Consider the following 12293-nt stretch of genomic DNA (forward strand, 5'->3'; position numbering starts at 1 on the left):
CTGATGGTGCTCGTGCTGAGCTAAGATCACGTCGCGCCCCCGTCGAGCGGCCGCACGGTGACGACGTTGAACATCCCCGCGTGCATGTGCAGCAGCAGGTGGCAGTGGAAGGCCCAGTCGCCGGGCTCATCGGCCGTCAGGTCGAAGGCGACCTTGCCGCCAGGCGCGACATTGACCGTGTGCTTCAGTGGCTGGCGGTCCTGGCCGTTGACCAGCTCGAAGAAGTGGCCGTGCAGGTGGATCGGATGGGCCATCATGGTGTCGTTGATCAGCACCACGCGGACCCGCTCGCCGCGCTCGAAGGCGATCGGTTTCTTGATCGGCCCGAACGCCTCGCCATCGAACGCCCACATGAAACGTTCCATATTGCCGGTCAGGTGGATCTCCATCGTCCGGCCGGGCGGGCGGGTGTCCTTGGGTCCGTGCAGGTTGGCGAGGTCGGCGTAGCGCAGCACCTTGTGGCCGACGCCCTCCAGACCTTGCGGCGCCTCCGCCATGCGGTCCATCGGCATCGGCGAGATGGTCTGGACGCCCGGCGTCAGCGGCACGTTCGGCGCGTTGCTCTGAGCCCGCATCGACATGTCCATGCCCGGCATGTCCATCCCATGCCCCATGCTCCCCATGCCCATGTCCTTCATGGTCGCGAGAGGACGCTTGCGCAGCGGCGGGATGGCGGCGCTCATGCCCAGGCGCGGCGCGAGCGTTCCGCGCGCCATCCCCGAACGGTCCGAAGCCTCGGCGACCAGGGTGAAGGCCTTGTCCTCGACCGGGCGCACGATGACGTCATAGGTCTCGGCCGGCGCGATCTGAAACTCGTCCACCGACACCGGCGACACCGGCTGGCCGTCGGTCGCCACGACCTCCAGCGACAGGCCCGGAATGCGGACATTGAAGATGCTCATGGCCGCGGCGTTGATGAACCTCAGCCGCACGCGCTCGCCGGGCGCGAACAGGCCCGTCCAGTTGTCGCCCGGCCCGTGGCCGTTGATCAGGTAGGTGTAGGTCGAACCCGTGACGTCGGCGATGTCGGTGGGGTCCATCCGCATCTTGGCCCAAGCGACGCGATCCTTTAGCGACTGGTCCTCGCCCGCCAGCAGGCCCGCCACCGTCTGCTTTCGCATGTTGAAGTGGCCGGCATTGGCCTTCAGCTTCCGGAACAGCTCGTGGGGATGTTCAAAGCTCCAGTCCGACAGCACCACGACGTGCTCGCGGTCGTAGGGAATGGGGTCCTCGCCCACCGGGTCGATGATCATCGGACCGTAGTGGCCGACCTGCTCCTGCAGGCCCGAATGGCTGTGCCACCAGTAGGTCCCCGCCTGTCGCACCGGGAAGTCGTAGGTGAAGGTCTCGCCCGGCTTGACGCCCGGGAAGCTGACGCCCGGCACGCCGTCCATCTGAAACGGCACCAGCAGGCCGTGCCAGTGAATGGACGTGTCCTCGTCCAGGGTGTTGGTCACCGACAGCCGGACGCGCTGGCCCTCCTTCAGCCGGATCAGCGGGCCGGGGATACCGCCATTGACGGTGACGGCGTGGCCGGTCTTCCCGTCGATCTTCGCCATGGTGTGGCCGACGGTCAGCTTGATCTCCTCGCCGGTCAGCGCTTCCGGCGACCGGCCGGACTCGCCGGCTGTCGCCCAAGCGGGCAGCAGTCCGACCGCCCCCAAGCCCAAGGCGCCGCGCAGCAAGATCCGTCGATCGATCATCGCCTATCCGTATTCCAACCTTGGGCGCACTTGGGTATCACCCGGTTCATGTCCAAGAGCACCCCCGCCACGATCGCACTGACCAAGGCCGGCGTCGCGTTCGACCTGCATACGTACGACTACGACCCCGGCTCCGAGCGCGTGGGCCTGCAGGCCGCCGAGGCCCTGGGCGAGGACGCGTGCCGGGTGCTCAAGACCCTGGTCGTGATGCTGGACGGCAAGCCCGCCTGCGCCATCCTGCCCTCGGACAAGGAGGTCAGCATGAAGAAGCTGGCCGCGGCCCTGAAGGGCAAGTCGGCCGCCATGGCCCCTGTCGCCGACGCCGAGCGGATCACCGGCTACAAGGTCGGCGGCGTCAGCCCGTTTGGCCAGAAGAAGCGCCTGCCGACCGTGCTGGAGGAAGCCGCCCTCGCCGAGCCCTACGTCTTCATCAACGGCGGCCAGCGGGGTTTGCAGGTGAAGCTCGCGCCGGCGGATGCGGTCAAGGCCCTGGGCGCGGTGACGGCGGCGATCGTGGCCGACTAAGCATTTCCGCCAAGCGCGAAACCCCGCCTTCCTGGGCCTTGTGCCCAGGATCCACGCCCGCGGGCGATCCCGACTGTCCGATCTAGCGCCGCCCCAAAGCCCAGAACACCAGCCCATCTCAAAGCGAGCCGAACGATGGGTCCTGGGCACAGGGCCCAGGAAGGCGATTGAGAGGGTTTGAATTTTTGGACGAACCGCCAGCGACTTGAAATCCCGCGCGGTTCTCGCCTATAAGCCGCGCCTCCTGGTCTGGCTGGGTAGCTCAGATGGTTAGAGCGGTGGATTCATAACCCACAGGTCGGCGGTTCGATCCCGCCTCCAGCTACCAGGATTTGACCGGCCTTCGCGCCGCGTCCTACGCTCTCCGGCATGACGGAAAACACCTTCAAAGGCGGATGCCTGTGCGGCGCGTTGCGCTGGGAAGCCGACCGCGCGCCGGACTATATGGGCATGTGCTGCTGTGGCGATTGCCGCAGGGCCTCGGGGTCCGGCTTCATCCCGTTCATGGGGTTTGCGGCCGAGGCCCTGACGATCACCGGTCCGACGCGCCAATACCGTAGCCGCGCGTTTCGGGGCGGCGAGGCGACCCGCAACTCGTGCCCGACCTGCGGCGGCCTCGTCTTCGGCGGCGAGCACGGCTTGCAAGACAGCCACACGATCTATGCCGGCAGCCTGGACGACCCGAGCCTCTACAAGCCGGCCATGCTCCTGTTCAACCGCGACCGGCCGGACTGGGTGATCCCGCCCGAGGGCGTGGCGATATTCGAGACGATGCCGGACTAGATTGGGGCCGGACTAGATTTGGGCCGGACTAACCGCCCGGAAACGTCCCCGGCCGGATGTAGGCGAACATGTGGCTGACCCAGTCGGGCTTTCCGAGCGCCACGCCCTTGTGGCGCAGGATCGCGTAGGCGGCGGTCAGGTGGAAATAGAACTGGGCCAGGGCCCAGTCGCGGACGAACTGCTCTCCGTTCATGTCGAAGACAATGCCATTGGGCATTTTCAGCTCGATCTTCTTGTCGGCGACGCCGTCGAAGACCGAAGCGGGCGTGGCCTGCAGCCGCTCCGCGGCGTCGGCCAGTTGGGCCCGCAGCCCGTCGAAGTCGGTGGCGTCCTCGGCCGGGGCGAAGGACTCCGCGCCGGTCAGGTGGCGCAGCAGGTCGCTGGATTGAGTGCAGACGAACCGCACCTGGGTCGACAGCGGGAACATGTCCGGCGCCAGCCGCGCGTCCAGCAAGTCCTCGGGCGCCACGCCGGTCTCGGCCGCGAAGGCCTCGGCCTTGGTCAGCTGGTTGCCGAGCCCCTTCAGCATCTGGACGTAGGTGGGGATGGTGAGCGCGTACAGGTCCATGGGGTCCTCCGGTCCAGGCCGCAGGAAAGCGGACAGAGCGTTGATGCGCCAACCCATAATGCGTCGTGCGCCGACGGTGGAGGGAATTAGACGGAAGGCCCAAACCTTGCGACCAGATCGTAGGCCTCGCCCGGAAACACCTGCCGCACGCGGGTGACGTGCTGGCCTTCGCGCCAGGTGCGACGGTCGACGACCAGGCAGGCCGCGCCCTCGTCCAGCGCCAGCAGGCGGGCCTCCTCGGCGTCGGCGTTGATCGCGCCGATGCGGCTCTCGGCCTCGGTCCAGGCGACGTGTTCCAGCAGCCAGGCGCCGGGAGGAACGGCGTCGAAGTCCGCCTCCGCGATCTCGGGCGCGGCCTTCAGCGAGACCACGCGGCGCTCCAGGGCGAAGGGCCGGCCGCCCGCGTCGTGGACCCCGTCCAGTTCCAGCAGCTTGCCGCCGGCCGCCAGCTCGACCTCTTCGGGACTGTCGCGGTCGGCCGCCCGCACCCGGCGCGACAGCAGGCGGAAGCCGTAGGTCTCGCCGCGCGCGACGATCTCGGACTGGATGTCAGGGATGTTCAGCACCGGGGCGTGGACCTTGGGCCGGGCCACGAACGAGCCGGCCCGCTTGCGACGCACGATCAACCCGGCCTCGACCAGGGCGGTCATGGCCTTGCTCACGGTCATCCGCGCGCAGCCATACTCGGTCATCAGCTCGGCCTCGGTCGGCGCCCGGTGGCCCGGCTCCCACTCGCCCGAGCGGATACGGGCCTCGATGTCCGAGCGGATGCGCTGGTGCAGCGGCCCCGTCACGCCAGCAGGGCCTTCAGGGTCTGGACGTAGCGCGCCTGGATCGCCTCGCGCGCATGGTGGCGGCCGCCGGAGACCAGCTGCTTGCCGTGACGCCAGACCGTGTCGATACCGCCGCCGGCGAAGACCAGGCTGTCGATCAGGGTGTCGCCCGAGCGACCGGCCAGGTTCGGGTGCTCCCGGTCCAGGGTGATGAAGTCCGCCGCCGCGCCGCGACGCAGGCCGCCGCGCCCCACGCCTAGAGCCTGCGCCCCGCCCATGGTCGCCGCGCGCCACAGGTCGCCGCCGGTCGAACGGCGCGGACCGCCCGCCAGCACATTGCGAGCCCGACGGGACAGGCGCTGGGCGTACTCCATCGTCCGCAGTTCCTCGGCGGCGCTGATCAGGATGTTGGAGTCGGTGCCGATCCCAAAGCTCCCGCCAGCCGCCAGATAGTCCGGGGTCGGGAAGATGCCGTCGCCCAGATTGGCCTCGGTCACCGGGCAGAGGCCCGCGACGGCGCCGCTCTTGGCCAGGCGCTCGGTCTCGGTGGCGTTGATATGGGTGGCGTGGATCAGGCACCACTGCTTGCCCACATCCGTGTGGTTCATCAGCCAGCGGACGGGACGCTGACCCGTGGCGGCCAGGCAGTCGTCGACCTCCTTGGTCTGCTCGGCCACATGCATGTGGATCGGACCGCCGGCGGCCAGTGGAATGATGGCGTCCAGCTCCTCGGGCGTCACCGCGCGCAGACTGTGCGGCGCGATGCCGACCACCGCCTCGGGCAGGTCGGCGGCGACGTCCCGGCAAGCCTCGACCAGGCGCGCGAAGCCGTCGACGTCGTGGATGAAGCGCTTCTGGCCATCGGTCGGCGGCAGGCCGCCGAAGTTCGCGTGGGCGTAGAACACCGGCAGCAAGGTCAGGCCGATTCCCGTCTCATCCGCCGCCGCCGCCATGCGGACGGCCATCTCGGCCGGGTTGTCATAGACGCCGCCGTCGGGCGCGTGGTGCAGGTAGTGGAACTCGCCCACCCGCGTGAAGCCGCCCTCCAGCATCTCCATCTGGCCCATGGCGGCGATGGCCTGGGCCATGTCGGGGTCGAGCCGCTCCAGGAAGCGGTACATGACCTCGCGCCAGGTCCAGAAGTTGTCCCCCGTTTCGCCGCGCGTCTCGGCCAGGCCCGCCATGGCGCGCTGGAAGGCGTGGCTGTGGACATTGCCCAGGCCCGGCAGGGCGGGGCCGAGGCGAACGGCGTCACCGGCCGAGGTGTCGGTATCGATCCGGGCGATGCGACCGTCGGTAATCGTGAACTTTACGCCGCGCGCCCAGCCGTCGGCCAGCAGGGCGCTCTCGCACCAGACCACGGTCGAAGAGTCGGGGTCGCCTGTCGGATTCTGCGCGTCGGTCACTGGACAAGCCTCATCGTTCGCAAATATGTCTATACATATTGAAGCGCGCCGCAAGGGTCGGCTAGCGCGGTTTGGAGGCAGGCTCATGCGCTGTGATCGGGTGTGGATCAACGCCCGTCTCGCCACCCTCGCGCCGGACCGCGAAGGGCTGGGCATCGTCGAGGACGGCGTCCTCGCCTGCCTGGACGGTCGCATCGCCTATGTCGGCTCCGCCGCCGACGCGCCTGTCTTCGAGACCGCCGAAACGATCGATGTCGAGAGCCGTTGGATCACCCCCGGCCTGATCGACCCGCACACGCATCTGGTCTTCGCCGGCGACCGCGCCCACGAGTTCGAGCTGCGCCTGGCCGGGGCCAGCTACGAAGAGATCGCCAGGGCCGGCGGCGGCATCGTCTCGACCATGCGCGCCACCCGCGCGGCCTCGGAAGAAGAACTGGTGCAGGCCGCCCTGCCCCGCCTCGACGCCCTGATCGCCGAGGGCGTCACGACGGTCGAGATCAAGTCCGGCTACGGCCTATCGCTGGACGACGAGGTCAAGAGCCTGCGCGCCGCCCGCGCCCTGGCCGAGATCCGCCGCGTCGGGGTCAGCACGACCTTCCTCGGCGCCCACGCCCTGCCGCCGGAATATCGCGACGATCCGGACGCCTATATCGCCCTGGTCTGCGAGAAGATGATCCCGGCCATCGCCGCGCGGGGCCTGGCCGACGCGGTCGACGGCTTCTGCGAGGGCATCGGTTTTTCGCCTGCACAGATCCGCCGCGTGTTCGAGACCGCCCGCGACCACGGCCTCCCGGTCAAGCTGCACGCCGAGCAACTGTCGAACCTGAACGGGGCCGCCCTGGCGGTCGAGTTCGACGCCCTGTCTGCCGATCACCTGGAGCACCTGGACGCGGCGGGGATACAGGCCATGGCCGCTTCTCGCACCGTCGCGACCCTGCTGCCGGGCGCCTACTACTTCACCCGCGAGACCAAGGTCCCGCCGATCGCGGCCCTGCGCGAGGCCGGCGTGCCGATGGCCCTGGCCACCGACTGCAATCCCGGCACCTCGCCCCTGACCTCGCCGCTGCTGGTCATGAACATGGCCGCCACCCTCTTCCGGATGACCGTCGAGGAGTGCCTGGCCGGCGTGACGCGCGAGGCCGCGCGGGCCCTGGACCTGCTGAACGACCGCGGGACGCTGGAGGCCGGCAAGGCCTGCGATCTCGCCATCTGGGACATCGAGCGTCCCGCCGAACTTGTCTATCGCATGGGCTTCAACCCGCTCCATGCGCGCGTGTGGAGAGGCCAGTGACCGACCTTGTTCTGAACCCCGGCGCGGTCCCGCTGGCCGAGTGGAAGATGATCTATCGCGGCGCGACCGCGCGGCTGTCCGAGACCGCCTGGCCCGTGATCGCCGAGAGCGCCAGAGCCGTCGAACGCATCCTGGCCCGCCACGAGCCGGTCTACGGCATCAACACCGGCTTCGGGAAACTGGCCAGCGTCCGCATCGGCGACGCGGACCTGGAAACCCTGCAACGGAACATCGTCCTGTCCCACGCGGCGGGCGTCGGCGAACCCTCGCCGGTTCCGGTGATCCGCCTAATGCTGGCCCTGAAGCTGGCCAGCCTGGCGCAGGGCGCTTCAGGCGTCCGCGTCGAGACGGTGCGCCTACTGGAGGCGATGCTGGTCCAGGGCCTGACGCCGGTTGTGCCGTGCCAGGGTTCGGTCGGCGCCTCGGGCGATCTGGCGCCGCTGGCCCACATGGCCGCGACCATGATCGGGGTCGGCGAGATCTTCGTTGGCGACCAACGCCTGCCGGCCGCGGAAGCTTTGAAGCAAGCCGGCCTGGCGTCCCTCACCCTGGGCCCCAAGGAGGGCCTGGCGCTGCTGAACGGCACCCAGTTCTCGACCGCCAACGCCCTGGCCGGGCTGTTCGAGGCCGAGCTGCTGTTCCAGTCCGCCCTGGTCACCGGGGCCCTGTCGACCGAGGCCGCCAAGGGTTCGGACACCCCGTTCGATCTCCGCATCCACACCCTGCGCCGCCATGCCGGCCAGATCGAGACCGCCGCCGCCTTGCGCGCGCTGATGTCGTCGTCGGAGATCCGCGCCTCGCACCTGAAGGAGGACGAGCGCGTCCAGGACCCCTACTGCCTGCGCTGCCAGCCGCAGGTGATGGGCGCGGCCCTCGACATCCTGCGCCAGGCCGCCGCGACGCTGGAGACCGAGGCCAACGGCGTCTCGGACAATCCGCTGATCTTCCCGGAAACGGACGAGGCCCTGTCGGGCGGCAACTTCCACGCCGAGCCGGTGGCCTTCGCCGCCGACATCATCGCGCTGGCGGTCTGCGAGATCGGCTCGATCGCCGAGCGCCGTATCGCCATGCTGGTCGATCCCGCGCTGTCGGGTCTGCCGGCCTTCCTGACGCCGAAGCCCGGCTTGAACTCGGGCTTCATGATCCCGCAGGTCACGGCCGCCGCCCTGGTCTCCGAGAACAAGCAGAAGGCCTATCCGGCCAGCGTCGACTCGATCCCGACCTCGGCCAACCAGGAAGACCACGTCTCGATGGCCGCCCACGGCGCGCGGCGCCTGATGGGCATGGTCGAGAGCGCCACGGCCGTGCTGGGCATCGAGCTCCTGGCCGCCGCGCAGGGCTGCGATTTCCACGCGCCGCTGCGGTCCAGCGAGGCCCTGGAGGCGGTGCGCAAGCTGACGCGGAGCAAGGTCCCGCACCTCACCGACGACCGTCACTTCCATCCGGACATGGAGGCCGCCAACGCCTTGGTGCGATCGGGGGCGGTGATCGCGGCGGCGGGTGAATTGCCGGGAGTCAGCTGATGACCGCTACAAATTCCCTCGTCATCCCGGAAGCCTCGCAGAGGCTATCCGGGACCCAGGGGCGACCGCACTGCACCGGCCCCTGGGTCCCGGCTCTCCGCTGCGCTGCGGCCGGGATGACGGAATGAATTGGCTCCAAGTCGTTCGCGGGTCCGCCCCGCTGATCGTCAGCCTCCCGCACACCGGCACGGAGATCCCGGCCGAGATCGAGGCCCGCCTCGTCTCGCCCTGGCTGGCCCGCAAGGACGCCGACTGGTGGGTCGACCGGCTCTACGCCTTCGCCGCGGGCATGGGCGCGACGATCGTTCGGACGGCGATCTCGCGGACGGTGATCGACGTCAATCGCGACCCGTCGGGCGTCTCGCTGTATCCGGGCCAGACGACGACCGAGCTCTGCCCCACCACCACCTTCGACGGCGAGCCGCTGTACCGCGACGGCCAAGCGCCCGACGCGGCCGACATCGCCGCGCGGCGCGAGGCCTATTTCGAGCCCTACCACGCCGCCCTGCGCACCGAGATCAACCGCCTGCGCGCGGTCCATCCGACGGTGGTGCTGTACGAAGCCCACTCGATCCGCTCGCGCGTGCCGCGCCTGTTCGAGGGCGAGCTGCCGCAGTTCAACCTCGGGACCAACAGCGGCGCCAGCTGCGACGACGCCCTGACCGCCGCCGTCGAGGCCGCCTGCGACGCCTCGGGTCGGAGCCGCGTCACCAACGGCCGCTTCAAGGGCGGCTGGACCACACGCCACTACGGGCAGCCTTCGAGCGGCGTCCACGCCATCCAGATGGAGCTGGCCTGCCGGGGCTACATGGACGATCCCGCTGACGCCCCGACACCCGACACCTGGCCCACGCCCTTCCACGCCGACCGCGCTGGACCCCTGCGCGCGGTGCTGGAGGACGTTCTTTCCGCCTGCCTTTCCTTCGCCGCCCGGAGCCCCGCATGACCCGCCGCGACAACACCCGTGTCATCCGCCCCGCCACCGGGACCGAGCTTTCCGCCAAGTCGTGGCTGACCGAAGCGCCGCTGCGGATGCTGATGAACAACCTGCATCCCGACGTCGCCGAGCGTCCGGAGGAACTGGTCGTCTATGGCGGCATCGGCCGCGCCGCCCGCGACTGGGAGAGCTTCGACAAGATCGTCGAGACCCTGCGCCGACTTGAGGACGACGAGACTCTGCTGGTCCAGTCCGGCAAGCCGGTCGGCGTCTTCCGCACCCACGCCGACGCGCCGCGCGTGCTGATCGCCAACTCCAACCTCGTGCCCCGCTGGGCGACCTGGGAGCACTTCAACGAGCTCGATCGGAAGGGCCTGGCCATGTACGGCCAGATGACCGCCGGCTCGTGGATCTATATCGGCGCCCAGGGCATCGTGCAGGGCACCTACGAAACCTTCGTCGAGATGGGCCGCCAGCACTATGCCGGCGACCTGTCGGGCAAGTGGCTGCTGACGGCCGGCCTGGGCGGCATGGGCGGGGCGCAACCCCTGGCCTCGGTGATGGCTGGCGCGGCGTGCCTGGCCATCGAGTGCCAGCCCTCGCGGATCGAGATGCGCCTGCGCACCGGCTATCTCGACAGGTCCACCGACAACCTCGACGAGGCCCTGGCCTGGATCGAGCAGTCCTGCGCCGCCAAGACCCCGATCTCGGTCGGCCTGCTCGGCAACGCCGCCGAGCTGCTGCCCCAGATGTTCAAGCGCGGCATCCGCCCCGACCTGCTGACCGACCAGACCAGCGCCCACGACCCGATCAACGGCTACCTGCCGGCCGGCTGGAGCCTGGACCAGTGGGCCGACGCCAAGGAGCGCGACCCCGCCAGCGTCGACAAGGCCGCCCGCGCCTCGATGGCCGTGCACGTGCAAGCCATGCTGGACTTCCAGGCCGCCGGCGTCCCCACCGTCGACTACGGCAACAACATCCGCCAGATGGCGCTGGAGGAAGGCGTCGCCAACGCCTTCGACTTCCCCGGCTTCGTGCCGGCCTATATCCGCCCGCTGTTCTGTCGGGGGATCGGGCCGTTCCGCTGGGCGGCGCTGTCGGGCGATCCGGAAGACATCGCCAAGACCGACGCCAAGGTCAAAGAGCTGATCCCGGACAACCCGCACCTGCACAACTGGCTCGACATGGCGGCCGAGAAAATCAAGTTCCAGGGCCTGCCGGCGCGCATCTGCTGGGTCGGTCTGGGCGACCGTCATCGCCTGGGCCTGGCCTTCAACGAAATGGTCGCCAGCGGCGAGCTGAAGGCCCCGATCGTCATCGGTCGCGACCACCTCGACTCCGGCTCGGTCGCCTCGCCCAACCGTGAGACCGAGGCGATGAAGGACGGCTCGGACGCCGTGTCGGACTGGCCGCTGCTGAACGCCCTGCTCAACACCGCCTCGGGCGCCACCTGGGTGTCGCTGCATCATGGCGGCGGGGTCGGCATGGGCTTCTCCCAGCACGCCGGCATGGTCATCGTCTGCGACGGCACCGAAGCCGCCGCCAAGCGGATCGCGCGGGTCCTGTGGAACGACCCGGCCTCGGGCGTCATGCGCCATGCCGACGCCGGCTACGACATCGCCCTCGACTGCGCCCGCGAGAAGGGCCTGGATCTGCCAGGCATCCTGTAGGGCGGATTTCGAGAGCCCTTTCGGTCTCAAAACGCTCGTCATCCCGGAAGCCTCGCAGAGGCTATCCGGGATGACGAGTAGGATGAAGCTTGGAGCGCTCGGGTTGGGTCGCGCCCAAATCCAAGAAATCCCCACGGCTCAGCTTGCTCGCGGGGTCTCGTCGCTTAAGGTCGCCCGCTCCAATGGGGCCGCCGACGAGACCACGTGACCGGGGATCCTGACGTCTTCCGCTTCATACGCGAGCACATCCGCTCGGTGTGGGCGCTGGAGCTTCTGCTGAGGCTGAAGGCCGACCCCGAGCGGTGCTGGTCGGCGGACGAGCTCGTCGAGACGCTGCGGGCGAGCCACGCCCTGGTTGACGGCAATCTGGAAACCTTGGCCGCGGCCGGCCTGATCGTTTCCGACGACAAGGGCTGCTTCCGCTATCGCCCCGCCGCCCCGGCCCTGGCGACGCTGTGCGACGAGCTGGAGGAAACCTATCGCGTGCGCCCCGTGACGGTGATCCGCTGGATCTCCGCGCCCGTGGAACGCCTGCAGTCGCTGGCCGACGCCTTCAAGTTCAAGGGAGGGGACAAATGACGCCCGCCGTCGTCTATGGCCTGTGCCTCGCGGCCAGCCTCCTCTGCGCCGGCCTGCTGACGCGGGCCTGGCTGAAGGCCCGCACCCGCCTGCTGCTGTGGACCGCCGTCTCGTTCGGCTTCCTGGCCCTCAACAACCTGCTGCTGTTCGCCGATCTCGTCTTGCTGCCGACCCAGGTTCACCTGTGGTGGCCGCGCCAGATCGCCCTGGCCGCCGCCGTCGCCGTGCTGGTCTACGCCTTCATCTGGGAGGTCGACCAATGAACCCGCTCGAGGGACTGGTCGCCGGCGGCCTGGCCGTCGGCTTCCTGGTGGTGGCGGCCTTCTTCCTGCGCTTCTGGGGTCGCACGCGCGAGTGGCTGTTCCTGGCCTTCTCGGCCGCCTTCGCCCTGATGGCGGTGAACCAGGCGCTGCCGGTGGTGCTGAACATCCCACAGGAAGAGCGCGGCGGGATCTATCTGATCCGCCTGGCGGCCTTCCTGCTGATCATCGTGGCGGTGGTCGGCAAGAACCTGAGGCGCGACCCGGAGGGCTAA

At 69.3% G+C, this 12293-nt stretch carries 13 protein-coding genes, 1 tRNA gene and 1 pseudogene; 10 read left to right on the plus strand and 5 right to left on the minus strand.

Going from position 1 to position 12293, the window contains the following annotated elements; translation table 11 throughout:
• Positions 1–26: 26 nt before the first annotated feature.
• On the minus strand, positions 27–1703 hold the full coding sequence (locus AC1RRV_RS05685) for a copper resistance system multicopper oxidase (protein WP_492858608.1): 1677 nt from the start codon (positions 1701–1703) through the stop codon (positions 27–29).
• Between the two features lie 48 nt (positions 1704–1751).
• On the opposite strand from AC1RRV_RS05685, the gene ybaK reads away from it, so the two are divergent.
• The 3 genes from ybaK (at position 1752) to AC1RRV_RS05700 (ending at position 3011) form a co-directional block, all read left to right on the plus strand.
• Complete coding sequence (gene ybaK, locus AC1RRV_RS05690) at positions 1752–2228, plus strand: Cys-tRNA(Pro) deacylase (RefSeq protein ID WP_492858609.1); 477 nt, start codon at positions 1752–1754, stop codon at positions 2226–2228.
• 251 nt (positions 2229–2479) lie between these two features.
• Positions 2480–2556 (plus strand) — tRNA-Met (locus AC1RRV_RS05695).
• Positions 2557–2597: 41 nt separating this feature from the next.
• Positions 2598–3011 carry a GFA family protein gene (locus AC1RRV_RS05700; protein WP_492858610.1) on the plus strand — a complete coding sequence of 138 codons (414 nt, stop codon included), beginning with the start codon at positions 2598–2600 and terminating at the stop codon, positions 3009–3011.
• A 28-nt stretch (positions 3012–3039) separates the two neighbouring features.
• On the opposite strand, the gene AC1RRV_RS05705 is transcribed toward AC1RRV_RS05700, so the two are convergent.
• The 3 genes from AC1RRV_RS05705 to AC1RRV_RS05715 all read right to left on the minus strand — a co-directional run bounded on the left by AC1RRV_RS05705 (position 3040) and on the right by AC1RRV_RS05715 (position 5758).
• Entirely contained in the window at positions 3040–3579 is a 540-nt protein-coding gene (locus tag AC1RRV_RS05705) for a DUF1993 domain-containing protein (protein WP_492858611.1), read from the minus strand.
• Positions 3580–3665: 86 nt separating this feature from the next.
• Positions 3666–4373, minus strand: a complete 708-nt coding sequence (gene hutC, locus AC1RRV_RS05710; RefSeq protein ID WP_492858612.1) for a histidine utilization transcriptional repressor HutC — start codon at positions 4371–4373, stop codon at positions 3666–3668.
• Positions 4370–5758: a formimidoylglutamate deiminase gene (locus AC1RRV_RS05715; protein ID WP_492858613.1), complete on the minus strand. Its 1389-nt coding sequence runs from the start codon at positions 5756–5758 to the stop codon at positions 4370–4372. Before AC1RRV_RS05715 ends, hutC begins: the two co-directional genes overlap by 4 nt.
• Before the next feature lie 85 nt (positions 5759–5843).
• Here AC1RRV_RS05715 and hutI point away from each other — a divergent pair, with 85 nt between their 5' ends.
• Both hutI and hutH read left to right on the plus strand, forming a co-directional pair.
• On the plus strand, positions 5844–7049 hold the full coding sequence (gene hutI, locus AC1RRV_RS05720; RefSeq protein WP_492858615.1) for an imidazolonepropionase: 1206 nt from the start codon (positions 5844–5846) through the stop codon (positions 7047–7049).
• Positions 7034–8572: a histidine ammonia-lyase gene (hutH, locus tag AC1RRV_RS05725; protein ID WP_492858616.1), complete on the plus strand. Its 1539-nt coding sequence runs from the start codon at positions 7034–7036 to the stop codon at positions 8570–8572. The genes hutI and hutH overlap by 16 nt, the downstream gene beginning before the upstream one ends.
• 47 nt (positions 8573–8619) lie before the next feature.
• Here the strand turns inward: hutH and AC1RRV_RS05730 are convergent.
• Positions 8620–8691: pseudogene (locus AC1RRV_RS05730) on the minus strand (hypothetical protein); the annotation flags it as partial.
• Between the two features lie 5 nt (positions 8692–8696).
• Here AC1RRV_RS05730 and hutG point away from each other — a divergent pair.
• The 5 genes from hutG to AC1RRV_RS05755 all read left to right on the plus strand — a co-directional run bounded on the left by hutG (position 8697) and on the right by AC1RRV_RS05755 (position 12293).
• The gene (hutG, locus tag AC1RRV_RS05735; protein WP_492858617.1) at positions 8697–9518 is read left to right on the plus strand and encodes an N-formylglutamate deformylase; all 822 of its coding nucleotides are present in this window, start codon (positions 8697–8699) and stop codon (positions 9516–9518) included.
• Complete coding sequence (gene hutU / locus AC1RRV_RS05740; RefSeq protein ID WP_492858618.1) at positions 9515–11179, plus strand: urocanate hydratase; 1665 nt, start codon at positions 9515–9517, stop codon at positions 11177–11179. Before hutG ends, hutU begins: the two co-directional genes overlap by 4 nt.
• A 204-nt stretch (positions 11180–11383) precedes the next feature.
• Complete coding sequence (locus AC1RRV_RS05745) at positions 11384–11758, plus strand: hypothetical protein (protein ID WP_492858619.1); 375 nt, start codon at positions 11384–11386, stop codon at positions 11756–11758.
• The gene (locus AC1RRV_RS05750) at positions 11755–12021 is read left to right on the plus strand and encodes a DUF5985 family protein (protein WP_492858620.1); all 267 of its coding nucleotides are present in this window, start codon (positions 11755–11757) and stop codon (positions 12019–12021) included. The genes AC1RRV_RS05745 and AC1RRV_RS05750 overlap by 4 nt, the downstream gene beginning before the upstream one ends.
• Entirely contained in the window at positions 12018–12293 is a 276-nt protein-coding gene (locus AC1RRV_RS05755) for a DUF5985 family protein (RefSeq protein WP_492858621.1), read from the plus strand. The genes AC1RRV_RS05750 and AC1RRV_RS05755 overlap by 4 nt, the downstream gene beginning before the upstream one ends.

The organism is Caulobacter sp. GW821-FHT11E10, assembly GCF_058808375.1.

Bases quoted from the DNA above. Each gene is read 5' to 3' on its own strand.
- AC1RRV_RS05755 (WP_492858621.1), top strand. From the start codon at position 12,018: ATGAACCCGCTCGAGGGACTGGTCGCCGGCGGCCTGGCCGTCGGCTTC.
- ybaK (WP_492858609.1), top strand. From the start codon at position 1,752: ATGTCCAAGAGCACCCCCGCCACGATCGCACTGACCAAGGCCGGCGTC.
- hutU (WP_492858618.1), top strand. From the start codon at position 9,515: ATGACCCGCCGCGACAACACCCGTGTCATCCGCCCCGCCACCGGGACC.
- AC1RRV_RS05685 (WP_492858608.1), bottom strand. From the start codon at position 1,703: ATGATCGATCGACGGATCTTGCTGCGCGGCGCCTTGGGCTTGGGGGCG.
- hutI (WP_492858615.1), top strand. From the start codon at position 5,844: ATGCGCTGTGATCGGGTGTGGATCAACGCCCGTCTCGCCACCCTCGCG.
- AC1RRV_RS05750 (WP_492858620.1), top strand. From the start codon at position 11,755: ATGACGCCCGCCGTCGTCTATGGCCTGTGCCTCGCGGCCAGCCTCCTC.
- AC1RRV_RS05705 (WP_492858611.1), bottom strand. From the start codon at position 3,579: ATGGACCTGTACGCGCTCACCATCCCCACCTACGTCCAGATGCTGAAG.
- AC1RRV_RS05700 (WP_492858610.1), top strand. From the start codon at position 2,598: ATGACGGAAAACACCTTCAAAGGCGGATGCCTGTGCGGCGCGTTGCGC.
- hutG (WP_492858617.1), top strand. From the start codon at position 8,697: ATGAATTGGCTCCAAGTCGTTCGCGGGTCCGCCCCGCTGATCGTCAGC.